Source organism: Streptomyces sp. NPDC001732, from assembly GCF_053596315.1.
This window is the reverse complement of the sequence record NZ_JBSFFY010000002.1, coordinates 308,674-330,913: the sequence shown is the minus strand read 5'-3', so window position 1 is coordinate 330,913 and position 22,240 is coordinate 308,674. Positions and strand designations below refer to the sequence as shown.

The following is a 22,240-nucleotide window of genomic DNA, read 5'->3' as shown; positions in this document are numbered from 1 at the left end:
GGGCCACGGCCTCAGCAGCAGCCGGCCCCGGGAAGGGTGCGCACATTGCGTGCCTGTACGGCCCGGTCGGCCAGCAACTCGTCGGCGGGGTAGGCGACTTCCTCCAGCGTCAGCCCGTGCGGGCGCACCACGTGCACCCCGGGGTCCCGCACCCCGGCCGCGAGCACCTGCGCGGGCCACTCGGGCGGGCGGCGTCCGTCGCCGACGAAGAGCGCCGCGCCGATCAGCGCGCGGACCATGTTGTGGCAGAACGCGTCGGCCTGGACGGTCGCCGTCAGGATGCCGCTCGCCTCGTCCCGTACCCAACTCAACTTCTGCAGCGTGCGGATGGTCGTCGCGCCGTCGCGCTTCTTGCAGTACGCGGCGAAGTCGTGCTCCCCCGTCATCCGGGCGGCCGCCTCGTTCATCGCGTCGACGTCCAACGGCCGGTCGTGCCACAGGACATGCCCCCGCAACAGGGGGTCCACCCCGCCGGGACGATCGCAGACGCGGTACGCGTACCGCCGCCACAGCGCCGAGAACCGGGCGTTGAACCCGTCGGCCGCCGGAGCGATCCGCCAGATCCGCACATCGGGCGCCATCCGCCCGGCCATCCGCCGCAGCAGCTTGTCCCCGTGTTCCTCCCACACCTCGGCCGGCAGGTCGACATGGGCGACCTGGCCCCGGGCGTGCACCCCGGCGTCGGTGCGGCCGGCCACCGTCAGGTCGTACGTCCGCCCGGACCGGGTCACGGTCCGCAGCGCGTCCTCGATCTCCCCCTGGACGGTCCGCCGCCCGGTCTGCTTGGCCCAGCCGGAGAAGTCCTTGCCGTCGTACGCCAGGTCCAGCCGCAGCCGCACGGAGCCGGGCTCCACTTCGTCACTCACCCCAGGGTCCTTTACTACCGGTGCGTGCAGGTACAACAGGTGCATCAGACATATACGGAACGGGCCCGCACCGCCCCGAGGGGTGATGCGGGCCCGTCCTGTGGTCCCAGAGCCTGTCGGGCGACCTCTGATCGGGCGGCCGCCCGGCAGGGCTCTCAGAACGCTCAGGCGTCCTTGGACTCGGCGTCGGCCGGCTTGGCGTCCTCGACGGCCTCGGTCTCGGCGGCGTCCTTCTTCAGGGCGTCTTCCTTGACCGCACGCTTGGTGGCGGCCTCGGCCTCACCGGTGGCCTGCTGCGCCACGGTCAGCGCCTCGACCAGCTCGATGACGGCCATCGGGGCGTTGTCGCCACGACGGTTGCCGATCTTGGTGATGCGGGTGTAACCACCGGGGCGGTTCTCGTACCGCGGGGCGATCTCGGTGAAGAGCGTGTGGACGACGCCCTTGTCCGTGATCGACTGCAGCACCAGGCGACGGTTGTGGATGTCGCCCTTCTTCGCCTTGGTGATGAAGCGCTCGGCGACCGGACGCAGGCGGCGGGCCTTGGCCTCGGTCGTGGTGATGCGGCCGTGCTCGAACAGCGACTTCGCGAGGTTGTTGAGAAGAAGCTTCTCGTGCGCGGCGCTGCCGCCCAGACGGGCACCCTTGGCGGGCTTCGGCATGGTGTTTCTCCTTGTGTGCTGCACCGGCCGTATCAGGTACCGGTGTCAGTTCCCGGACGGCGGTCGCCACCCGGAAGGTCAGAAGTCCGCCGGTCGCACTCGAAATCCGTCATCAGCGGAAAATCGAGCCCGTCCGGCGATTGAGGACAAAGCCTCACTCCGGTCCGGGGCGCCCCTCACGAGGAACGGGCGCCCCGGCCGGAGGCAAATCAGTACTGCTCGGTCTCGACGAAACCGGCGTCCGCGTCGTCGTCGGCGCCGAAGGCGTCGGCGGCGGCGGTCGGGTCGAATCCGGGCGGGCTGTCCTTGAGCGCCAGGCCCATGCCGGCCAGCTTCGCCTTGACCTCGTCGATCGACTTCGCACCGAAGTTGCGGATGTCGAGCAGGTCGGCCTCGGAGCGGGCGACGAGCTCACCCACGGAGTGGATGCCCTCGCGCTTGAGGCAGTTGTAGGAGCGGACCGTGAGCTCCAGCTCCTCGATCGGCAGCGCCAGGTCGGCGGCGAGCGCGGCGTCCGTCGGGGACGGGCCCATGTCGATGCCCTCGGCGTCGATGTTGAGCTCGCGCGCCAGGCCGAACAGCTCGACCAGGGTCTTGCCCGCCGAGGCCATGGCGTCGCGGGGACGCATGGCCTGCTTGGTCTCGACGTCGACGATCAGCTTGTCGAAGTCGGTGCGCTGCTCGACACGGGTCGCCTCGACCTTGTACGTGACCTTGAGCACCGGCGAGTAGATGGAGTCGACCGGGATACGGCCGATCTCCTGGCCCACCTGCTTGTTCTGGACGGCGGAGACGTAGCCGCGACCGCGCTCGACGGTCAGCTCCATCTCCAGCTTGCCCTTGCCGTTGAGCGTGGCCAGGACCAGGTCCGGGTTGTGGACCTCGACACCGGCCGGCGGGGCGATGTCCGCGGCGGTGACCAGGCCGGGGCCCTGCTTGCGCAGGTACATCACGACCGGCTCGTCGTGCTCCGAGGAGACGACCAGCTGCTTGATGTTGAGGATGAGGTCGGTGACGTCCTCCTTGACGCCCGGCACGGTGGTGAACTCGTGCAGGACACCGTCGATCCGGATGCTGGTGACGGCGGCACCGGGGATCGAGGAGAGGAGCGTGCGGCGGAGCGAGTTGCCGAGGGTGTAGCCGAAGCCCGGCTCCAGCGGCTCGATGACGAACCGGGAACGGAACTCGTCAACGACCTCTTCGGTCAGCGAGGGACGCTGAGCGATAAGCATGTTGGGATCCTTCAGTCGTGGGCACCCACTATTTGATGCCCGACAGATGAAACAAGGATACGGGCGGCATGCCCCCGGAAGGGACATACCGCCCGGATCCGCGTCACTGACGCACGGCCGTCACCGACCGTGACGGATCAGACGCGACGGCGCTTCGGCGGACGGCAGCCGTTGTGCGGCGTCGGGGTGACGTCCTGGATCGAGCCGACCTCCAGGCCGGTGGCCTGGAGCGAACGGATCGCGGTCTCGCGGCCGGAGCCCGGACCCTTCACGAAGACGTCGACCTTGCGCATGCCGTGCTCCTGCGCGCGGCGGGCGGCCGACTCGGCGGCCATCTGCGCGGCGAAGGGGGTGGACTTGCGCGAGCCCTTGAAGCCGACGTGGCCGGCGGAGGCCCAGGAGATCACGTTGCCCGAGGGGTCCGTGATCGAGACGATGGTGTTGTTGAACGTGCTCTTGATGTGCGCGTGGCCGTGAGCGACGTTCTTCTTTTCCTTGCGACGCACCTTCTTGGTTGCGCCCTGACGACCCTTGGGGGGCATGTCTTGACTCCAGATGGAGAGGGGAGGTGATCGGTCCTACAGCGAAGACCGCTGGTTGCTGCGGGTTCCGGTGGTCCGGACGTCCGCAGTGCGTCCGCTGAGGACTACTTCTTGCCCGGCTTCTTCTTACCGGCGATCGCGCGACGCGGGCCCTTGCGGGTACGAGCGTTCGTGCTGGTGCGCTGACCGTGGACCGGCAGGCCACGGCGGTGACGCAGGCCCTGGTAGCAGCCGATCTCGACCTTGCGGCGGATGTCGGCCTGGATCTCGCGGCGGAGGTCACCCTCGGTGCGGAGGTTGGCGTCCACGTACTCGCGGATCTTGACCAGGTCCTCTTCGGCCAGGTCACGAACGCGGGTGTTCGGGTTCACGTCGGTGGCGGCGAGGATCTCCTTGGACCGGGTGCGCCCGATGCCGAAGACGTAGGTGAGGGCGACCTCCACGCGCTTTTCGCGCGGGATGTCAACACCTGAAACGCGTGCCATGCAATGGCTCCAGTTGTCATGTCGGGGGTCTTCCGCAGTGCCGCTCCCGACCGCCGACCCCTCCTGGGAGAGGTGGTACGTCCGGGTCCCCGGCCCCCGCCGGAGGTGTCGTCAGCCGAAGCTTGGACGGACTCTGCGTATGTACGGTGTTACGTGCGTCGCGCGAAGTGCTGCGAGATGCAGGTGGTCGTGCGTCAGCCCTGGCGCTGCTTGTGGCGCAGGTTGTCGCAGATGACCATGACCCGGCCGTGACGGCGGATCACCTTGCACTTGTCGCAGATCTTCTTGACGCTCGGCTTGACCTTCATGGGATGTCAGGTTCTCCGGGTCAGTGCCATCACCGCGCCGAGGCGGGGTGGAGGCAAGATCTACTTGTAGCGGTAGACGATCCGGCCACGCGTCAGGTCGTACGGAGAGAGCTCCACGACGACCCGGTCATCCGGAAGGATTCGGATGTAGTGCATCCGCATCTTGCCGCTGATGTGCGCGAGGACCTTGTGACCGTTCTGGAGTTCCACCTTGAACATGGCGTTCGGGAGGGACTCGATCACGGTGCCCTCAATTTCGATGGCACCTTGCTTCTTGGCCACGCTTCGCCTTTCGAATCGGCTACCTTGATCGACTTCCGCCATCGCATGTGGAATGTGGACACACTGATGCACGAGAGCCGACGAGTCAGTCTACGTCAGCGAACCCCAAAAGACGAATCCGTCAAGTTTGCCCACCCGGAGAGATCCTTAGACCTCCACAAGCGGGTCAAATCAACCACGCGGGCCCCGGCGGACACTCGGCCCACACGCTCCTCACCGGCCCCACCGCCGATACCGACCGGTTCAGCCGAGGGGGTCCGGTGCCGCCTCGATGCCGTACTGCGCCAGCTTCTCCCTGCCGCAGTCGGGGGCGGTCAGGACCAGCGGGCCCTGTTCCGTGAGGGCGATCGAGTGCTCCCAGTGGGAGGACCAGGTGCCGTCCGTCGTGATGACGGTCCAGTCGTCCTGGAGGACCTCGGTCCGCGCCGTGCCCAGCGAGACCATCGGCTCGATGGCCAGGCAGACGCCGGGGACCAGCTTGATGCCCTTGCCGCGCTTGCGGGAGACGTAGTTCAGCAGGTGCGGGTCCATGTGCATCTCGGTGCCGATGCCGTGGCCACCGTAGTCCTCGATGATCCCGTACTTGCCGGTGGCGGGGCGGGGCTGGCGGCGGATGTAGGACTCGATCGCCTTGGAGATGTCGACGAGGCGGTTGTTCACCTTCATCGCGGCGATGCCGGCCCACATGGATTCCTCGGTGACCCTGGACAGCTCGACCAGCTCCGGGGCGTGACCGGTGCCGACGAAGGCGGTGTACGCGGCGTCGCCGTGCCAGCCGTCGACGATGGCGCCCGCGTCGATGGAGATGATGTCGCCGTCCTTGAGGACGGTCTTGTCGTCCGGGATGCCGTGGACGACGACCTCGTTGACCGAGGTGCAGATGGTCGCGGGGAAACCGCCGTACCCGAGGAAGTTCGACTTGGCGCCGTGGTCGGCGATCACCTTGCGGGCGACCTGGTCCAGGTCCAGCGTGGTGGCGCCGGGCACCGCCGCCTCACGGGTGGCCGCGTGAATGGCAGCGACCACCAGCCCTGCCTCGCGCATCTTCGCGATCTGCTCGGGGGTCTTGATCTGCACCATTGCGCGGCGCCTCTCTGCGTCGGACTGCATCGAACGGTGATGGGGGGTGCGGCGTACCCGGTCAACGATACGGCGCAAGCAGTCGGCCGCGGCGTCCGAGGACGCCGCGGCCGACTGCACGAGTACTACGGGGTGCTGCGCTCAGCCCTGGTCGGACTTGAGGGCCTCCATCGCCCGCTCGGTCACATCGGTGACCTTGCCGAGCGCGGAGATGGTGACCACCAGACCCTGGGCCCGGTAGTAGTCGATGATCGGCTCGGTCTGCGTGTGGTAGACCTCCAGCCGGGTGCGGACCGTCTCCTCGGTGTCGTCGTCCCGCTGGTACAGCTCGCCGCCACAGGCGTCGCAGACGCCCTCGGTCCTCGGCGGGTTGTACGTCACGTGGAAGACGTGCGAACCGTCGTTCCGGCAGATCCGACGGCCGGCGATGCGCTTGACCACCTCGTCCTCGGGGACCTCCAGGTCCAGGACCGCGTCGAGCTTGGTGCCCTCGTCCTTCAGCATGGCGTCGAGCGCCTCGGCCTGCCCCACGTTGCGCGGGAAGCCGTCCAGCAGGAAGCCGCCCTCGGCGTCCGGCTGGGACATGCGGTCCTTGGCCATCCCGATGGTGACCTCGTCCGGCACCAACCGGCCTGCGTCCATGAAGGCGCGGGCCTGCTTGCCAAGGTCGGTGCCCTGGCTGATGTTGGCGCGGAAGAGGTCGCCCGTGGAGATCTGCGGAATCGACAGGTTCTTGGCAAGGTACGCAGCCTGCGTTCCCTTGCCGGCACCGGGCGGCCCGACGAGGACGATTCGCATCAGCGGAGGAACCCTTCGTAATTGCGCTGCTGGAGCTGACTCTCGATCTGCTTCACGGTCTCCAGACCCACACCCACGATGATCAGGATGCTGGTCCCGCCGAAGGGGAAGTTCTGGTTGGCACCGTTGAAGCCTGCCAACGCCATCGTCGGCACAAGAGCGATCAGACCCAGGTACAGCGAGCCCGGCCAAGTGATCCTGTTGAGCACGTAGCTCAGATACTCGGCAGTAGGTCGACCAGCCCGGATACCCGGGATGAAGCCACCATACTTCTTCATGTTGTCGGCGACTTCCTCGGGGTTGAACGAAATCGCCACGTAGAAGAAGGCGAAGAAGACGATCAGGAGGAAGTACGCCGTGATGTAGTACGGGTGGTCACCCTTGACGAAGTGGTCCTGGATCCATGTCGCCCAGCCCGCAGTGGAGTTGGAGAACTGGACGATCAGGGCGGGGATGTAGAGCAGCGAAGAAGCGAAGATGACGGGAATCACACCCGCCTGGTTCACCTTCAGCGGGATGTACGTCGAGGTACCGCCGTAGGAACGACGGCCGATCATGCGCTTCGCGTACTGGACCGGGATGCGGCGCTGGGCCTGCTCGACGAAGACGACGAGGCCCACCATCACGAAGCCGATCAGGATGACGGTGCCGAACTCGATCCAGCCGTCGGCCAGCTTGCCGCTGGTCTTGATGGCCCACAGGGCGCCGGGGAAGCTGGCGGCGATCGAGATGAACATCAGGATCGACATGCCGTTGCCGATGCCGCGGTCGGTGATGAGCTCACCGAGCCACATGACGGCCGCGGTGCCCGCGGTCATCGTGATGACCATCACGATGGTGGTGAAGATCGACTGGTTGGGCACGATCTGGTCGGCGACCGGGCAGCCACTGAAGAGCGCGCCACTGGTGGCGGTGGCCACCAGGCCGGTGCCCTGGAGGATGGCGAGCGCGACGGTCAGATAACGCGTGTACTGCGTAATCTTGGCCTGGCCGGACTGCCCCTCCTTCTTGAGCGCCTCGAGTCGGGGAATGACGACGGTCAGCAGCTGAAGGATGATGCTGGCCGTGATGTACGGCATGATGCCGAGCGCGAAGATCGTGATCTGCAGCAGTGCACCACCGCTGAACATGTTCACCAGGCCGAAGAGGCTGTTGTTGCCCTTACTGGCCTGATCAACACAAACCTGGACATTCTCGTAGCTCACTCCCGGTACCGGGATGTGCGCCCCGAGGCGGTAGATCACGATGATGCCGAGCGTGAAGAGCAGCTTCTTGCGCAGGTCGGGCGTCTTGAACGCCCGGGCGAACGCGGTGAGCACGGTGCCTCCTGCGACCCCCGCGCAATGCGAAGAGGTGACGGTCTTGAGGATCGACGAATACGTAAACGGTCAAAGGTCCCGGGCAGTGCCCAGGGGGTACCACACAACAACGCACGCCACCTTACCGGCGACCATGCCCACCTAGGAACGACCAACCGGGGATGCCCCATTTGAGAGGCATCCCCGGTCGGATGTTCAGGCCATCGAGTTGTCTCAGACGAGCTCGGTGACGGTACCGCCGGCGGCGGTGATCTTCTCCTTGGCGGAGCCGGAGACGGCGTCAACCGAAACCTGCAGCGCCACGGAGATCTCGCCCTGTCCGAGGACCTTGACGAGGTGGTTGTTGCGCACGGCACCCTTGGCGACCAGGTCGGCCACGGTGACCTCGCCACCCTCGGGGTAGAGGGTCGCGAGCTTGTCCAGGTTCACGACCTGGTACTCGGTGCGGAACGGGTTCTTGAAGCCCTTGAGCTTCGGGAGGCGCATGTGGAGGGGCATCTGCCCACCCTCGAAGCGCTCCGGAACCTGGTAACGGGCCTTGGTGCCCTTGGTGCCACGACCGGCGGTCTTACCCTTGGACGCCTCACCACGACCCACACGGGTCTTGGCGGTCTTGGCGCCCGGGGCGGGCCGGAGGTCATGGGCCTTCAGCGGCTTGTTCTCCGCCATGTCAGTCGACCTCCTCAACCGTCACGAGGTGGCGGACGGTGTGCACCATGCCGCGGAACTCGGGGCGGTCCTCCTTGACAACCACGTCGTTCAGGCGCTTCAGCCCGAGCGAACGGAGGGTGTCGCGGTGGTTCTGCTTGCTGCCGATGTACGACTTCGTCTGCGTGATCTTGAGGCGAGCCATTACGCACCCGCTCCCGCACGCGCACGAAGCAGGGCCGCGGGGGCGACGTCCTCGAGCGGCAGACCGCGGCGGGCCGCGATCTCCTCGGGACGCTGCAGGCCCTTGAGGGCCTCCACGGTCGCGTGCACGATGTTGATCGCGTTGTCGGAGCCGAGCGACTTCGACAGGATGTCGTGAACGCCGGCGCACTCCAGGACGGCGCGCACCGGGCCACCGGCGATAACACCGGTACCGGGGGAAGCAGGCTTCAGCAGGACGACGCCCGCAGCCTTCTCGCCCTGGATCGGGTGGGGGATGGTGCCCTGGATGCGCGGGACCTTGAAGAAGTTCTTCTTGGCCTCTTCCACGCCCTTGGCGATGGCCGCGGGAACTTCCTTGGCCTTGCCGTAGCCGACACCGACGGTGCCGTCACCGTCGCCCACCACGACCAGCGCGGTGAAGCTGAAGCGACGACCACCCTTCACAACCTTGGCGACACGGTTGATCGCGACGACGCGCTCGACGTACGCGGTCTTCTCGGCGGCAGCTGCGCCGCCGTCACGGCCCTTCCGGTCCCGCCGCTCGCCGCCACCGGCACCGCTTCCGCGGCGCTGGGGTCCAGCCATTGGATTTACCTCTCTCTGTTACGTCCGCTGTGCGTAGGAACCGGGCTCAGAACTTCAGACCGGCTTCACGGGCGGCGTCAGCCAGAGCGGCAATCCGCCCGGCGTACTGGTTACCACCGCGGTCAAACACGACGGCCTCGACGCCTGCGGCCTTGGCGCGCTCAGCGACCAGGGCGCCGACCTGCTTGGCCTGGGTGCTCTTGTCGCCCTCGCCACCACGGATGGAGGCGTCCAGGGTCGACGCCGACGCGAGCGTGTGGCCCGCGATGTCGTCGATGACCTGGGCGACCATGTGGCGGTTGGACCGCGTCACGACCAAGCGCGGGCGCTCCGGCGAACCGGAGATGTGCTTGCGGACACGGATGTGGCGACGCTTGAGGGCGGCACGCTTGTAGGCGTCGCCCTTGGCGATCTTCACGCCGTATGCCATGGCTACTTACCAGCCTTTCCGACCTTGCGGCGGATGACCTCGCCGGCGTACTTGACGCCCTTCGCCTTGTACGGGTCGGGCTTCCGCAGCTTGCGGATGTTGGCCGCGACTTCGCCGACCTTCTGCTTGTCGATACCCTCGACGGACAGCTTGGTCGGGGACTCGACCTTGAAGGTGATGCCTTCCGGCGCCTCGACGACGATCGGGTGGCTGTAGCCCAGGGCGAACTCCAGGTTGGAGCCCTTCGCCTGGACGCGGTAACCGACACCGCTGATCTCGAGCGCCTTGGTGTATCCCTTGGTCACACCGGTGATCATGTTCGCCACCAGCGTGCGGGACAGGCCGTGGAGGGCCTTGTTCTGACGCTCGTCGTTCGGGCGGGTGACGTTGAGAACGCCGTCCTCACCCTTGGTGACCTCGATCGGCGACGCGACGGTGTGCGTGAGGGTGCCCTTGGGACCCTTCACCGCGACCGTGCGGCCATCGATGGTGACGTCCACACCGGCGGGAACCTGGATGGGGAGCTTGCCGATTCGCGACATGAGCTATTCCTCCGTTCCCGACTACCAGACGTAGGCGAGGACTTCCCCACCTACGCCCTTCTTCTGAGCCTGCTGGCCGGTCAGGAGACCGTGGGACGTGGAGATGATCGCCACGCCCAGGCCGCCGAGGACCTTCGGCAGGTTGGTGGACTTTGCGTAAACACGCAGACCCGGCTTCGAGATGCGCTTGATGCCGGCGATCGAGCGCTCGCGGTTCGGACCGAACTTCAGCTCGAGGACGAGGTTCTTGCCGACCTCGGCGTCCTCGACCTTCCAGCCGGTGATGAAACCCTCCTGCTTGAGGATTTCCGCGATGTGCGACTTGATCTTGCTGTGCGGCATCACGACGGAGTCGTGGTACGCCGAGTTCGCGTTGCGCAGACGCGTGAGCATGTCTGCGATGGGATCAGTCATGGTCATGAATTGGCCTTCGGCCTCTCTCGCCGGGGTTTCCTGTATGCGCCATCCCTCTCCCCACTCAGTGGCGGGACGGGTGCGGTGCGGGGACCTACGGCGTAGTAAGTCGGTCTTGGGCGGCAGGCGCCCAACCCTTCAAGCCTACGGCATGAAAGGTGGGGCTCCTGCCGACCAGATGCTTACCGAGAGCTTCCGGGTACTTCCAACGCCCAGGGGGCGGAGGAGAGTTACCAGGAGCTCTTGGTCACGCCCGGCAGCTCGCCACGGTGAGCCATCTCACGGAGGCACACGCGGCACAGGCCGAACTTGCGGTAGACGGAGTGGGGCCGGCCGCAGCGCTGGCAGCGGGTGTACCCGCGGACGCCGAACTTCGGCTTACGGGCGGCCTTAGCGATCAGAGCCTTCTTCGCCACGGTCAGTTCTCCTTGAACGGGAAGCCGAGGTGACGAAGGAGGGCACGACCCTCGTCGTCGTTGGTCGCCGTGGTGACCACGGTGATGTCCATGCCCCGGACCCGGTCGATCTTGTCCTGGTCGATCTCGTGGAACATGACCTGCTCCGTGAGACCGAAGGTGTAGTTGCCACGGCCGTCGAACTGCTTCGGCGACAGACCACGGAAGTCACGGATACGCGGCAGCGCGAGCGACAGCGTACGGTCCAGGAACTCCCACATCCGGTCACCGCGGAGGGTGACGTGGCAGCCGATCGGCTGGCCCTCGCGCAGCTTGAACTGCGCGATGGACTTGCGGGCCTTGGTGACGGCCGGCTTCTGGCCGGTGATCGTGGTGAGGTCGCGCACGGCGCCGTCGATCAGCTTGGAGTCGCGGGCGGCGTCGCCCACACCCATGTTGACCACGATCTTGACCAGGCCGGGAACCTGCATGACGTTCTCGTAGGAGAACTCCTCACGCAGCTTGCCGGCGATTTCCTCGCGGTAGCGCGTCTTGAGACGCGGCGCAGTGGTGGCAGTCATCAGATGTCCTCACCGGTCCGCTTGGCAACGCGGATCTTGTTGCCCTCGTCGTCAAAGCGGTAGCCGACGCGGGTGACGACCTTCTTGCCGTCCTTCTCCACAACCAGCTGTACGTTGCTGACGTGAATCGGGGCCTCGGTGGTGACGATGCCGCCGGTCTGCGAACCGCGAGCCGTCTGACCGGCCTTGGTGTGCTTCTTGACCCGGTTGACACCCTCGACGAGGACACGGTCCTGAGCGGGGTAGGCCACGATGACCTTGCCCTGCTTGCCCTTGTCCTTACCGGTGATGACCTGGACCAGGTCGCCCTTCTTGATCTTCATGCTTACAGCACCTCCGGCGCGAGCGAGATGATCTTCATGAACTTCTTCTCGCGCAGCTCCCGGCCCACCGGGCCGAAGATGCGGGTGCCGCGGGGGTCGCCGTCGTTCTTCAGAATGACGGCGGCGTTCTCGTCGAAGCGGATGTACGAGCCATCCTGACGACGACGCTCCTTGACGGTGCGAACGATGACGGCCTTGACGACGTCACCCTTCTTCACGTTGCCGCCGGGGATCGCGTCCTTGACGGTGGCGACGATGACGTCACCGATGCCCGCGTAGCGGCGACCCGAACCACCGAGAACACGGATGGTGAGGATTTCCTTCGCACCCGTGTTGTCGGCGACGCGAAGTCGCGACTCCTGCTGGATCACGTCTATCTCCTGATCGTCTGCCGGTTCCCGGCGGGGAGCTCCGTAAGTGCTTTACGGAGCTCCCCGCCGAGCCTGGCGGAACTTGCCTGAGGGGAATGCCCCTCAGGAATTACTTGGCCTTCTCGAGGATCTCGACGACGCGCCACCGCTTCGTGGCGGACAGCGGCCGGGTCTCCATCAGGAGGACGCGGTCGCCGACGCCGGCGGCGTTCTGCTCGTCGTGCGCCTTGAGCTTGTTCGTACGGCGGATGACCTTGCCGTACAGCGCGTGCTTGACACGGTCCTCGACAGCGACGACGACGGTCTTGTCCATCTTGTCGCTGACGACCAGACCCTCACGGGTCTTGCGGAAACCGCGGTCGGTGTTCGTCTCAGTCACAGTCTTCTCGCTCATCAGACGCTCTCCACCGTCTCGATGCCCAGCTCGCGCTCGCGCATCAGGGTGTAGATCCGGGCGATGTCCTTACGGACGGACTTGAGCCGACCGTGGTTCTCGAGCTGCCCGGTCGCCGCCTGGAAGCGGAGGTTGAACAGCTCTTCCTTGGCCTCGCGGAGCTTGTTGAGCAGCTCCTCGTTGCCCAGCTCGCGCAGCTCGGACGCCTTGGTTCCGGCCGACATCACGCCTCACCTGCCTCGCGCCGAACGATGCGGCACTTCATCGGAAGCTTGTGAGCAGCGCGGGTGAGCGCCTCACGAGCAATCTTCTCGTTCGGGTAGGACAGCTCGAACATCACCCGACCGGGCTTGACGTTCGCGATCCACCACTCGGGAGAACCCTTACCGGAACCCATGCGGGTCTCGGCCGGCTTCTTCGTCAGGGGACGGTCCGGGTAGATGTTGATCCAGACCTTGCCGCCACGCTTGATGTGACGGGTCATCGCGATACGAGCGGCCTCGATCTGACGGTTCGTCACGTACGCCGGGGTCAGCGCCTGGATGCCGTACTCGCCGAACGCAACCTGCGTGCCACCCTTGGACATACCGCTGCGCTTCGGGTGGTGCTGCTTGCGGTGCTTGACCCTACGGGGGATCAGCATTTCGGTCAGGCCTCCGTTCCGGTGCTCTCGGCGGCCGGAGCGGCAGCGGCGGGAGCCTCGGCCTTGGGGGCCTCGGCAGCCGGAGCCGACTGCTGCTGCGGCTTGCGGCCGCGACCGCCACGCTCGCCACCGCGGCCACGACCGGCCGGACGGTCGGCGCCGCCACGGGCCGGGCGGTTGCCGGCGCGGGCAGCGGCGTTCTCGGCGCGGACCTCGGCGATGTTCTTGACGTCGCCCTTGTAGATCCAGACCTTCACACCGATGCGGCCGAAGGTCGTCTTGGCCTCGAAGAAGCCGTAGTCGACGTTCGCGCGGAGGGTGTGCAGGGGCACACGGCCCTCGCGGTAGAACTCCGAGCGGGACATCTCGGCGCCGCCGAGGCGGCCACCGCACTGGATCTTGATGCCCTTGGCGCCGGCCTTCATCGAGCTCTGCATGCTCTTGCGCATGGCACGACGGAAGGAGACGCGGGAGGAGAGCTGCTCGGCGACGGCCTGGGCCACCAGCTGGGCGTCCACCTCGGGGTTCTTGACCTCGAGGATGTTCAGCTGGACCTGCTTGCCGGTCAGCTTCTCCAGCTCGCCGCGGATGCGGTCGGCCTCGGCGCCGCGGCGGCCGATGACGATGCCCGGACGAGCGGTGTGGATGTCAACGCGGACGCGGTCGCGGGTGCGCTCGATCTCGACCTTGGAGATGCCGGCCCGCTCCATGCCCTTCGTCATCATGCGACGAATGGCGACGTCTTCCTTGACGTAGTCCTTGTACAGCTTGTCGGCGTACCAACGGGACTTGAAGTCCGTGGTAATGCCGAGCCGGAACCCGTGCGGGTTTACCTTCTGGCCCATTACCGGGTTCCTTCCTTGCTGCTGACGACCACGGTGATGTGGCTGGTCCGCTTACGGATCCGGTAGGCACGGCCCTGGGCGCGCGGACGGAACCGCTTCAGGGTCGGGCCCTCGTCCACGTACGCCTCGCTGATGACCAGCGTGGAGGCGTCGGTGTGGTCGTAGTTGTGTGCGGCGTTGGCGATGGCGCTGTCCAGCACCTTGCCAACCGGCACGCTCGCGGCCTGCGGGGCGAAACGCAGGACCGCCTGAGCCTCCGTGGCGTCCATGCCACGGATGAGGTCCACCACGCGGCGGGCCTTCATGGGCGTGACGCGGATGTACCGCGCCTGGGCCCTGGCTTCCATGGTTGTCCCTTCGGTGTAAGTCATTAGTCGTTCCACCCCGCGATTAGCGGCGCTTCGACTTCCGGTCGTCCTTGACGTGGCCGCGGAAGGTGCGAGTCGGCGAGAACTCGCCGAGCTTGTGGCCGACCATCGACTCGGTGACGAACACCGGGACGTGGATCTTGCCGTTGTGCACCGCGATGGTGTGACCCAGCATGGCCGGGACGATCATCGAGCGACGGGACCAGGTCTTGATGACGTTCTTGGTGCCTGCCTCGTTCTGTGCGTCCACCTTCTTGATGAGGTGGCCGTCGACGAAGGGCCCCTTCTTGAGACTGCGCGGCATCTAAACCCGCTCCTAGCGCTTCTTGTTCGTCTTGCGGCGGCGGACGATGTACTTGTTGCTCGCCTTCTTGGGAGAACGAGTACGACCCTCCTTCTGACCCCACGGCGAGACCGGGTGGCGACCACCGGAGGTCTTGCCCTCACCACCACCGTGCGGGTGGTCAACCGGGTTCATCGCGACACCGCGGACGGTCGGGCGCACGCCCTTCCAGCGCATGCGGCCGGCCTTGCCCCAGTTGATGTTCGACTGCTCGGCGTTGCCGACCTCACCGATCGTGGCGCGGCAGCGGGCGTCGACCAGGCGGATCTCACCCGACGGCATGCGGAGGTGGGCCATGGAGCCCTCCTTCGCCAGCAGCTGCACGGAGGCACCCGCGGAACGGGCGAACTTCGCGCCGCCGCCGGGCCGCAGCTCGATGGCGTGGATGGTCGTACCGACCGGGATGTTGCGCAGCGCCAGGTTGTTGCCGGGCTTGATGTCGGCGGCCGGGCCGTTCTCGACACGGTCGCCCTGCGACAGGCCGCGGGGGGCGATGATGTAGCGCTTCTCGCCGTCCGCGTAGTGCAGGAGCGCGATGCGCGCGGTGCGGTTGGGGTCGTACTCGATGTGCGCGACCTTGGCCGGCACGCCGTCCTTGTCGTGACGACGGAAGTCGATCACTCGGTAGGCGCGCTTGTGGCCACCGCCCTGGTGGCGAACGGTCACACGACCGGCGTTGTTACGGCCGCCCTTGTTGTGCAGGGGGCGGACCAGCGACTTCTCCGGCGTGGACCGCGTGATCTCGACAAAGTCGGCGACGCTGGAGCCACGACGGCCCGGGGTCGTCGGCTTGTACTTGCGGATACCCATTGTCTCTCAGTCCTCGGAAGAATTCCGGATCCTGGACGTCTCGACCTCCGTCAGGAGGTCGGGCCGCCGAAGATGTCGATACGGTCGCCCTCGGCGAGGGTCACGATGGCGCGCTTCGTGTCGGCGCGCTTGCCGAAGCCGGTGCGGGTGCGCTTGCGCTTGCCCTGCCGGTTGATCGTGTTGACCCCGGTGACCTTGACCGAGAAGACCGCTTCCACGGCCTGCTTGATCTGGGTCTTGTTGGAGCCGGGCGCGACGATGAACGTGTACTTGTTCTCGTCGAGCAGCGCGTAGCTCTTCTCGGACACAACCGGCTTGACGAGAACGTCGCGCGGGTCCGTGAAGGTCTTGCTGGTAACGGTCGCCTCGCTCATCAGGCGTCGCTCCCTTCGGTCTCAGCGGTCTGGGGGCCAGACACGAAGGACTCGAAGGCGGCCTGGGTGAAGACCACGTCGTCAGAGACGATCACGTCGTACGTGTTCAGCTGGCCCGGCTCCAGGATGTGCACCTGGGGCAGGTTGCGGGCGGACAGCCACGCGGCCTCGTCGGAGCGGTCGGCGACCAGGAGCAGGTTCTTGCGCTCCGAGATCTTGCCGAACAGCGTCTTGGCGGCCTTGGTGGAGACGGCACCCTCGACCACGCCGGTGACGACGTGGATGCGGGAGTGACGGGCCCGGTCCGAGAGGGCACCGCGCAGGGCGGCGGCCTTCATCTTCTTCGGGGTCCGCTGCGAGTAGTCACGCGGCACGGGGCCGTGGACGACGCCACCGCCGGCGAACTGCGGGGCGCGGGTCGAACCCTGACGGGCGCGGCCGGTGCCCTTCTGGCGGTACGGCTTCTTGCCGCCACCACGGACTTCACCGCGGGTCTTGGTCTTGTGCGTGCCCTGACGGGCAGCTGCCAGCTGCGCGACAACGACCTGGTGGATCAGCGGAACGCTGGTCTTGGCGTCGAAGATCTCCGCGGGGAGCTCGACGGTCCCGGCCTTGTCGCCTGCCGGCGAAAGGATGTCAATGGTGCTCATCGGTTCCTCAAGCCCCCTTGGCCGCGGTGCGGACCAGGACGAGGCCGCCGTTCGGACCAGGGACTGCGCCCTTGATGAGGAGCAGACCCTTCTCCGCGTCAACCGCGTGGATGGTCAGGTTCTGGGTGGTGACCCGCTCGTTGCCCATACGACCCGCCATGCGCATGCCCTTGAAGACACGGCCGGGAGTGGCACAGCCACCGATGGAGCCAGGCATGCGGTGCACACGGTGGGCACCGTGGGACGCCTTGCCGCCCTTGAAGTTGTGACGCTTCATCACACCGGCGAAGCCCTTGCCCTTGCTCTTGCCCGTGACGTCGACCTTGACGCCGGACTCGAACACCTCGGCAGTGACCTCCTGGCCCAGCGTGTACTCGCTGGCACCGGAGGTGCGGAGCTCCACCAGGTGGCGGCGCGGGGTCACGTCGGCCTTGGCGAAGTGGCCCTTGAGGGGCTTGTTCACCTTGCGGGGGTCGATCTCGCCGAAGGCGATCTGGACTGCCTCGTAGCCGTCGCTGTCGTTGGTGCGGATCTGGGTGACGACGCAGGGCCCGGCCTTGACGACGGTCACCGGAACGACCCGGTTGTTCTCGTCCCAGACCTGGGTCATGCCGAGCTTCTCGCCCAGGACGCCCTTAATGTTCTTAGCCATCTCGCGCGTCACCTCAGAGCTTGATCTCGATGTCGACGCCCGCCGGCAGGTCGAGACGCATCAGCGAGTCAACCGTCTTCGGCGTGGGGTCGAGGATGTCGATGAGGCGCTTGTGCGTGCGCATCTCGAAGTGCTCGCGCGAGTCCTTGTACTTGTGCGGCGACTTGATGACGCAGTACACGTTCTTCTCAGTGGGCAGCGGCACCGGGCCCGCGACCGACGCACCAGTGCGGGTCACCGTCTCGACGATCTTCTTCGCCGAGGAGTCGATGACCTCGTGGTCGTAGGCCTTGAGCCGGATGCGGATCTTCTGTCCCGCCATGGCTACTAGTAGTCCTGTCTCTCGCTAACGCCCTGGAACCCGGGGGTTCTGACGACTCCACCTCCGACCCACGCGGTCGGGCGTGTCGCATCCCCTCTACGCAGATCTCCCGAAGGATTTCCCAACCAAGGGGGTGCGGGCCCGAGGACCGCAGGACCGGGGGCGAAACACCCACCGGGCGCCTGGTTGGTGCCCCACTGACGCTTCCCGGAAGATTCCCGTACGTCCGACCCGCAGGGGGTCGACGAGTACTGTGGGACTCGCTTCCGGTCCTCCCGGCGGGAGGCGCGCAGCATTGACACTCAACCGAGCAACCTGGTCAGTGTGCCATACGGGGCGTCGGCCTGGCCAATCGGGCGGAGGATCTTACCCCGCGTGGTCGCCCGGTCAAACGCGGGCGCGCGGCGGCGACCACGGAGGCATCGCTTCCGCCGGCCGTGCCGGCCGCCGCGAAACCGCTGTCGCGCCCCCTCCGCCCCGCCCCTGCGCCGTACGCCCGCCCCCGTCGCCCCGCCCCGACGCCGCGCCGTCCGCCTCCGTCGCCGCCTCCCGGAAATCCGGTCGAACGCCGCTCTCCCCCGCCCTACAGTGACCGGTCGGGCACACCGTCGTCACCAGGGGCTTCCACCATGCGTACGCACTATCCGCGCACCGCGCACCTGCCCTGGTCCCCCGGGGCCACCTCGGACGACGTACGGATCGCGGACCTCTCCGGGCTGGCCGGCCGCGAGGTCGTCGTCACCGAGAAGCTGGACGGCGAGAACACCACGCTCTACCCCGACGGGCTCCACGCCCGCTCCCTCGACTCCGCCCACCACCCCTCGCGGGGCTGGGTGAAGGCGCTCCAGGGCCGGATCGGGGCACGCATCCCCGCCGGCCGGCGGATCTGCGGCGAGAACCTGTTCGCCCGTCACTCCCTTCCGTACGAGGGCCTGGAGAGCTACTTCTACGGCTTCTCCGTCTGGGACGGGGAGCGGTGTCTGGACTGGGACCGGACCGTGGGGTTCCTGCGCGACCTGGGGATACCGGTGCCGCCCGTGCTGTGGCGCGGCGTGTTCGACGCCCGCGCCGAGAAGGCCCTGCGGGCGCTGCGGCCGGACACCGGACGGCAGGAGGGGTACGTCGTGCGCCCCGCCGACGGCTTCGACGCCCCGGACTTCGGCCGGCTGGTCGCGAAGTGGGTGCGCCCCGGCCACGTACGGACCGACACGCACTGGATGCACGCCGCCGTGGTGGAGAACGGACTCGGCCCGGCCGCCGCCCTGTGGGCCGTACGGTCCGGGGCCCCGGTCGACGCGGCGGCGCTGGCCGCCGCCACGGGTACGGAGGCCGGGGACGCGGAGGCCGCCCGCGCGATGGGCACGGCCCTCGACGCGGCGGGCCGCACGGGCGACGACCGGCTCACCGGGGTGCTGGCCGCGTTGCTGCACCGCTCCCGCCGCACCGCGCTGGCACCCGCGCTGGCCCGGACGGTGGGGATGCCGCTCGCCCGGCGCGTCGCCGACCTGGTCGGGCTCCACCCCTCGCTGCACCGCCCCTACCCGGACGAGGAGCGCCGCACGGGCCTGGTCCGGATGTCGTTCGCCGCCGATCTGCCGCTGCTGCACGCGCTGGCCGCCGCGGTCGCCGAGGGCCCGGAGGCCCGTGAGCAGGTGGAGTGGTCGGCGCTGCACGCGGAGGAGCTGCTGGAACCCGGGGGGCTGCGGGAGGTCTTCGCGGACCTGGCGCCGGACGCCGCCGACCGCTGTCTGGCGCAGGCCCGCGAGGCGTACGCGCTGGGCCGGGTCGCCACCGCCGAGGAGGCGGTCGCGGCGACCTGGCGGTGGCGGTCCGGGGACTTCCCGCGCCTGGTCCACCTGGTCGGCCCGGCCGGCAGCGGCAAGAGCACCTTCGCCCGCGGCCTGCCCGGTGTCGGCACGTACGTCTCGCTCGACGACCTGCGCCTGGCCCGGGGCTCGCGCGCCGACCAGAAGGCCAACGGCGAGGTGCTGCGCGAGGGGCTCGACCGGCTGGACGCCGCGCTCGCCGCGGGCGGCACGGTCGTCTGGGACGCCACCTCGCTCAACGCGCACCAGCGTTCCCTGGTGCACGCGGTCGCCCGGCGCCGGGACGCGCTGCTCACGCATGCCGTGGCCCTGGTCGACGAGGCGGAGCTGCTGCGCCGCAACGGCCTGCGCGACCACCCGGTGCCCCCGGAGGTGCTCACCTCCCAACTGCACCGGTTCGTCCCCCCGTACCCCGGCCAGGCGCACCGCACCTGGTACATCGGCGAGAGCGGAACCGTGGAGGACAGGGCGTAGTGGCGGAGAGCGGGGCGTAGTGGCGGAGTACAGGGCGGAGTGGGGAGCGGGGCACAGTGCGTACCAGCGAGGAGATCTACCACCGGGTCCGCTGGGACGCCCGGTTCGACCCGGCGCGCTTCGTGCTGGGTGTGGCGCAGCGCGGGACCGTGCCCAAGCGGGTGCCGCTGCCCCGGTTCACGCCCGGCGGGGACATCCCCTGGCACCGGGTGCTGTTCTTCGAGGCGGACGGCGAGGTGGTGTGGGACCGGTCCTCGGGGGTGGACCGGATCGACGCGACGGACGCCGGACGGGTGCGCGCCCCGCGCCGTCTGCCGTCCCCGTACTTCACCTCCCGCACGCCGCACGCGTACTCCGCGTCACGGGCCGCCTGGACGCCGGTGTCCGAGGAGGTGCCTGCGCCCCCGTCGGCCTCCGGTCCCCCGACCCTGCTGACCTGGAACACCCTCTGGGACCGGTACGACAGCGACCGCATCCACACCGCCCGCCGCAGGCCGCTCCTGCTCGACGCGCTGCATGCGGCCGACGCCGGTGTCATCGCCCTCCAGGAGGCCGAACCCGCCCTGCTCGCCCTGCTGTTGGCGGCGCCGTGGGTACGCCGGGACTACACGTTCTGGGCCGATCCGGCGGGCCGGGACGTCGCCGACTGCGGCCTGCTGCTGCTCAGCAGGCTTCCCGTGCGGGAGGCGGGCCTGCACGCGCTCGGCCCGCACAAGGCGGTCGCGGCCGTCGTCGTGGAGACGGCAAAGGGTCCTTTCACGGTCGCGGTCACCCACCTCAGCAGCGACCACTCGGCGAACGGCGCCGCCCGGCGCGATGCCGAACTGGCCGATCTGGCAATGGGGTTGGCTGCGGTCGAGGGCGATGTGGCGCTGCTCGGCGACTTCAACGACGGCGGCGACACCCCGCAGGAGCGGCTGGGGATGGCGGACGCCTGGAGCCGGGTGCACGGCGCCGGTGACCGGACGCCGACCTTCGACCCCTCGGTCAACCCGCTGGCCGCCGTCTCCTCGCTGACCGGGCGCGCGTCCCGGCTGGACCGGGTGCTGCTCCGCTCGGAGCGGCTGCGCCCGGCGTCGGCGGTGCTGCTGGGCGACACGGCGGCGCCGGACGGGCTGTACGTCTCGGACCACTTCGGCGTCCGGGTCGAGCTGACCCACGCCGCCGGGCCCCACGGGACGTACCCCGCCGATGAGCCGGAGGAAACAGACGCAGCGGCGGAGGCGGAGGCGACGGCCGAGGCGGAGGCGACCCTCGCCGCGGAGGGCGCGCTCGCGGCCGGGATCGTGCGCCGGGTGGCCGCCGCCCTGCCCGAGGGGTGCGTCCATCTGGTCGGTTCGCGCCGGACGGGGTGCGCGCTGCCCGGCGCCGATGTGGACCTGGTCGCGGCGCTGCCGGGTGACGGGGACCTGCCGGGGGTGCGGGAGCGCCTGGCCGCCGCGCTGCCGGAGGCCGTGGACGCACGCGAGGTGACCGGGGCCCGGGTGCCCGGACTGCGCTTCGGGGTGGACGGGCTCCGGGTGGATCTGGTGACCGTCGCGACGGGTGACGTGCCCCCGGCCGAGGCGGTCGCCCGCCGCACCGAGCTGGGCGCGGCGGCGGCCGTGGCGCTCGGCGCGGTGAGCGACGCGGACGCCGTGCTCGCGGCGGCTGATCCGCACCGCGAGGCGTTCACCGGGCTCGCCCGCGAGGTGAAGGCGTGGGCGCGGGCGCGCGGGCTGGACTCCGCCCCGTGCGGCGGACTGCCCGGCCTCGCCTGGTCGGTGCTCGCGGCCCGTACCGTCCACGAGTCGGGCGACCTGCCGCCGCTCGCCCTGCTCCGGCACTTCTTCGCGAGCTGGGCCACCTGGGACTGGGACCGTGCGGTCGGCTCCGGCGGGATCGGCGGACTCCCCCTCGACGGCGAGCCGCTTTCCGGCGACGGCCCGCCTTCCGGTGAGGGGCCGCCTTCCGGTGAGGGACCGCCCCTCACCGTGCTGACCCCGAGCGCCCCGGTGCGTTCCTGCACCACTCAGGTGTCCGCCGCGGGCCGGGACCTCGTGGCCGAAGAGCTCCTGCGTGCCTGGGAGGTCCTGGACTCCGCCGCCGACTCCGGTCCCGTCCCGCGTTCCCGGCTCTGCGCCCCGCCGCCCCTGCGTCTGCGGCACGCCGCCTGGGCGATCGTCTCGGTGCGGCGGGGCGCGGACGAGGGCCGGCTGCGCGGCCGGCTCCTCGCCCTGCTCGCCGCCCTCGCCGAGGCGGGCTCCCCGGACGCGCACGCCTGGCCCCGCCCGTACTCCGCCGACGCCTCCCACGTCCAGTACGCGATCGGCCTCGGCCGCACCCCGCCCGACGGGGCCCTCCTCGCGGAGATCGGCGCCCGGCTGCTGCGCGGCATCCCGGACGCGGGACTGCGCCGGGCCGACGGGAGCGAGGTACGGGGCCTGCGGTGAGCTCCGAACGGTCCCGGCC

33 protein-coding genes are annotated in these 22,240 nt (G+C 68.6%); 2 read left to right on the top strand and 31 right to left on the bottom strand.

Annotated features, from left to right (window positions below; translation table 11 throughout):
* Positions 1 to 11: 11 nt before the first annotated feature.
* The 31 genes from truA to rpsJ form a co-directional block, all read right to left on the bottom strand.
* Positions 12 to 866 (bottom strand): tRNA pseudouridine(38-40) synthase TruA, encoded by an 855-nt coding sequence (gene truA / locus ACWCXX_RS04330; RefSeq protein ID WP_451124090.1) that lies wholly within the window; start codon positions 864 to 866, stop codon positions 12 to 14.
* Positions 867 to 1,030: 164 nt separating this feature from the next.
* The gene (gene rplQ / locus ACWCXX_RS04325) at positions 1,031 to 1,528 is read right to left on the bottom strand and encodes a 50S ribosomal protein L17 (protein ID WP_451124088.1); all 498 of its coding nucleotides are present in this window, start codon (positions 1,526 to 1,528) and stop codon (positions 1,031 to 1,033) included.
* A gap of 209 nt (positions 1,529 to 1,737) precedes the next feature.
* Entirely contained in the window at positions 1,738 to 2,760 is a 1,023-nt protein-coding gene (locus tag ACWCXX_RS04320; protein ID WP_003966937.1) for a DNA-directed RNA polymerase subunit alpha, read from the bottom strand.
* A gap of 137 nt (positions 2,761 to 2,897) precedes the next feature.
* Positions 2,898 to 3,302, bottom strand: coding sequence for a 30S ribosomal protein S11 (gene rpsK / locus ACWCXX_RS04315; protein ID WP_125496499.1), 405 nt, complete (start codon positions 3,300 to 3,302; stop codon positions 2,898 to 2,900).
* Between the two features lie 104 nt (positions 3,303 to 3,406).
* Positions 3,407 to 3,787 carry a 30S ribosomal protein S13 gene (gene rpsM / locus ACWCXX_RS04310; RefSeq protein WP_148838713.1) on the bottom strand — a complete coding sequence of 127 codons (381 nt, stop codon included), beginning with the start codon at positions 3,785 to 3,787 and terminating at the stop codon, positions 3,407 to 3,409.
* A gap of 194 nt (positions 3,788 to 3,981) precedes the next feature.
* Positions 3,982 to 4,095: a 50S ribosomal protein L36 gene (gene rpmJ, locus ACWCXX_RS04305; RefSeq protein ID WP_003956441.1), complete on the bottom strand. Its 114-nt coding sequence runs from the start codon at positions 4,093 to 4,095 to the stop codon at positions 3,982 to 3,984.
* Positions 4,096 to 4,155: 60 nt separating this feature from the next.
* On the bottom strand, positions 4,156 to 4,377 hold the full coding sequence (gene infA / locus ACWCXX_RS04300) for a translation initiation factor IF-1 (RefSeq protein WP_003956442.1): 222 nt from the start codon (positions 4,375 to 4,377) through the stop codon (positions 4,156 to 4,158).
* Between the two features lie 243 nt (positions 4,378 to 4,620).
* A complete protein-coding gene (map, locus tag ACWCXX_RS04295) occupies positions 4,621 to 5,457 on the bottom strand; it encodes a type I methionyl aminopeptidase (protein WP_451124085.1) in 837 nt (278 codons plus the stop codon).
* 141 nt (positions 5,458 to 5,598) lie between these two features.
* Positions 5,599 to 6,255 carry an adenylate kinase gene (locus tag ACWCXX_RS04290; RefSeq protein WP_451124083.1) on the bottom strand — a complete coding sequence of 219 codons (657 nt, stop codon included), beginning with the start codon at positions 6,253 to 6,255 and terminating at the stop codon, positions 5,599 to 5,601.
* Positions 6,255 to 7,574, bottom strand: a complete 1,320-nt coding sequence (secY, locus tag ACWCXX_RS04285; protein WP_451124081.1) for a preprotein translocase subunit SecY — start codon at positions 7,572 to 7,574, stop codon at positions 6,255 to 6,257. The genes ACWCXX_RS04290 and secY overlap by 1 nt, the downstream gene beginning before the upstream one ends.
* A 213-nt stretch (positions 7,575 to 7,787) precedes the next feature.
* Complete coding sequence (gene rplO / locus ACWCXX_RS04280; protein WP_018519290.1) at positions 7,788 to 8,243, bottom strand: 50S ribosomal protein L15; 456 nt, start codon at positions 8,241 to 8,243, stop codon at positions 7,788 to 7,790.
* Position 8,244: 1 nt separating this feature from the next.
* Positions 8,245 to 8,427 (bottom strand): 50S ribosomal protein L30, encoded by a 183-nt coding sequence (gene rpmD, locus ACWCXX_RS04275; RefSeq protein WP_005313525.1) that lies wholly within the window; start codon positions 8,425 to 8,427, stop codon positions 8,245 to 8,247.
* On the bottom strand, positions 8,427 to 9,032 hold the full coding sequence (rpsE, locus tag ACWCXX_RS04270) for a 30S ribosomal protein S5 (protein WP_072485533.1): 606 nt from the start codon (positions 9,030 to 9,032) through the stop codon (positions 8,427 to 8,429). The genes rpmD and rpsE overlap by 1 nt, the downstream gene beginning before the upstream one ends.
* Before the next feature lie 46 nt (positions 9,033 to 9,078).
* Complete coding sequence (rplR, locus tag ACWCXX_RS04265; RefSeq protein ID WP_072485534.1) at positions 9,079 to 9,462, bottom strand: 50S ribosomal protein L18; 384 nt, start codon at positions 9,460 to 9,462, stop codon at positions 9,079 to 9,081.
* Positions 9,463 to 9,464: 2 nt separating this feature from the next.
* Positions 9,465 to 10,004 (bottom strand): 50S ribosomal protein L6, encoded by a 540-nt coding sequence (gene rplF / locus ACWCXX_RS04260; protein WP_148838709.1) that lies wholly within the window; start codon positions 10,002 to 10,004, stop codon positions 9,465 to 9,467.
* 21 nt (positions 10,005 to 10,025) lie between these two features.
* Positions 10,026 to 10,424: a 30S ribosomal protein S8 gene (rpsH, locus tag ACWCXX_RS04255; RefSeq protein ID WP_042812335.1), complete on the bottom strand. Its 399-nt coding sequence runs from the start codon at positions 10,422 to 10,424 to the stop codon at positions 10,026 to 10,028.
* Between the two features lie 224 nt (positions 10,425 to 10,648).
* Entirely contained in the window at positions 10,649 to 10,834 is a 186-nt protein-coding gene (locus tag ACWCXX_RS04250) for a type Z 30S ribosomal protein S14 (protein ID WP_003948630.1), read from the bottom strand.
* Between the two features lie 2 nt (positions 10,835 to 10,836).
* A complete protein-coding gene (gene rplE, locus ACWCXX_RS04245) occupies positions 10,837 to 11,394 on the bottom strand; it encodes a 50S ribosomal protein L5 (protein ID WP_006126888.1) in 558 nt (185 codons plus the stop codon).
* Positions 11,394 to 11,717, bottom strand: coding sequence for a 50S ribosomal protein L24 (gene rplX / locus ACWCXX_RS04240; RefSeq protein WP_073786786.1), 324 nt, complete (start codon positions 11,715 to 11,717; stop codon positions 11,394 to 11,396). Before rplX ends, rplE begins: the two co-directional genes overlap by 1 nt.
* A gap of 2 nt (positions 11,718 to 11,719) precedes the next feature.
* Complete coding sequence (rplN, locus tag ACWCXX_RS04235; RefSeq protein ID WP_003966950.1) at positions 11,720 to 12,088, bottom strand: 50S ribosomal protein L14; 369 nt, start codon at positions 12,086 to 12,088, stop codon at positions 11,720 to 11,722.
* Between the two features lie 109 nt (positions 12,089 to 12,197).
* Positions 12,198 to 12,482, bottom strand: a complete 285-nt coding sequence (rpsQ, locus tag ACWCXX_RS04230) for a 30S ribosomal protein S17 (RefSeq protein WP_030977953.1) — start codon at positions 12,480 to 12,482, stop codon at positions 12,198 to 12,200.
* A complete protein-coding gene (gene rpmC / locus ACWCXX_RS04225; RefSeq protein WP_014047786.1) occupies positions 12,482 to 12,706 on the bottom strand; it encodes a 50S ribosomal protein L29 in 225 nt (74 codons plus the stop codon). The genes rpsQ and rpmC overlap by 1 nt, the downstream gene beginning before the upstream one ends.
* Complete coding sequence (gene rplP, locus ACWCXX_RS04220) at positions 12,706 to 13,125, bottom strand: 50S ribosomal protein L16 (RefSeq protein ID WP_072485538.1); 420 nt, start codon at positions 13,123 to 13,125, stop codon at positions 12,706 to 12,708. The genes rpmC and rplP overlap by 1 nt, the downstream gene beginning before the upstream one ends.
* A gap of 5 nt (positions 13,126 to 13,130) precedes the next feature.
* Positions 13,131 to 13,970 carry a 30S ribosomal protein S3 gene (rpsC, locus tag ACWCXX_RS04215; RefSeq protein ID WP_148838707.1) on the bottom strand — a complete coding sequence of 280 codons (840 nt, stop codon included), beginning with the start codon at positions 13,968 to 13,970 and terminating at the stop codon, positions 13,131 to 13,133.
* Entirely contained in the window at positions 13,970 to 14,317 is a 348-nt protein-coding gene (gene rplV, locus ACWCXX_RS04210) for a 50S ribosomal protein L22 (protein ID WP_009997296.1), read from the bottom strand. The genes rpsC and rplV overlap by 1 nt, the downstream gene beginning before the upstream one ends.
* 43 nt (positions 14,318 to 14,360) lie before the next feature.
* Positions 14,361 to 14,642: a 30S ribosomal protein S19 gene (gene rpsS / locus ACWCXX_RS04205; RefSeq protein ID WP_283853425.1), complete on the bottom strand. Its 282-nt coding sequence runs from the start codon at positions 14,640 to 14,642 to the stop codon at positions 14,361 to 14,363.
* A gap of 12 nt (positions 14,643 to 14,654) precedes the next feature.
* Positions 14,655 to 15,491 carry a 50S ribosomal protein L2 gene (rplB, locus tag ACWCXX_RS04200; protein ID WP_073786778.1) on the bottom strand — a complete coding sequence of 279 codons (837 nt, stop codon included), beginning with the start codon at positions 15,489 to 15,491 and terminating at the stop codon, positions 14,655 to 14,657.
* Positions 15,492 to 15,541: 50 nt separating this feature from the next.
* Positions 15,542 to 15,865 carry a 50S ribosomal protein L23 gene (gene rplW / locus ACWCXX_RS04195; protein ID WP_148838706.1) on the bottom strand — a complete coding sequence of 108 codons (324 nt, stop codon included), beginning with the start codon at positions 15,863 to 15,865 and terminating at the stop codon, positions 15,542 to 15,544.
* Complete coding sequence (rplD, locus tag ACWCXX_RS04190; protein ID WP_376237298.1) at positions 15,865 to 16,515, bottom strand: 50S ribosomal protein L4; 651 nt, start codon at positions 16,513 to 16,515, stop codon at positions 15,865 to 15,867. The genes rplW and rplD overlap by 1 nt, the downstream gene beginning before the upstream one ends.
* 7 nt (positions 16,516 to 16,522) lie before the next feature.
* Positions 16,523 to 17,167, bottom strand: coding sequence for a 50S ribosomal protein L3 (gene rplC, locus ACWCXX_RS04185; RefSeq protein ID WP_451124076.1), 645 nt, complete (start codon positions 17,165 to 17,167; stop codon positions 16,523 to 16,525).
* A 13-nt stretch (positions 17,168 to 17,180) separates the two neighbouring features.
* Positions 17,181 to 17,489 carry a 30S ribosomal protein S10 gene (rpsJ, locus tag ACWCXX_RS04180; protein WP_003948644.1) on the bottom strand — a complete coding sequence of 103 codons (309 nt, stop codon included), beginning with the start codon at positions 17,487 to 17,489 and terminating at the stop codon, positions 17,181 to 17,183.
* Between the two features lie 629 nt (positions 17,490 to 18,118).
* Here rpsJ and ACWCXX_RS04175 point away from each other — a divergent pair.
* Together ACWCXX_RS04175 and ACWCXX_RS04170 are read left to right on the top strand one after the other, a co-directional pair.
* On the top strand, positions 18,119 to 19,789 hold the full coding sequence (locus tag ACWCXX_RS04175; protein ID WP_451124074.1) for an RNA ligase family protein: 1,671 nt from the start codon (positions 18,119 to 18,121) through the stop codon (positions 19,787 to 19,789).
* 56 nt (positions 19,790 to 19,845) lie between these two features.
* The gene (locus ACWCXX_RS04170) at positions 19,846 to 22,221 is read left to right on the top strand and encodes a poly(A) polymerase (RefSeq protein WP_451124072.1); all 2,376 of its coding nucleotides are present in this window, start codon (positions 19,846 to 19,848) and stop codon (positions 22,219 to 22,221) included.
* Positions 22,222 to 22,240: the final 19 nt, after the last annotated feature.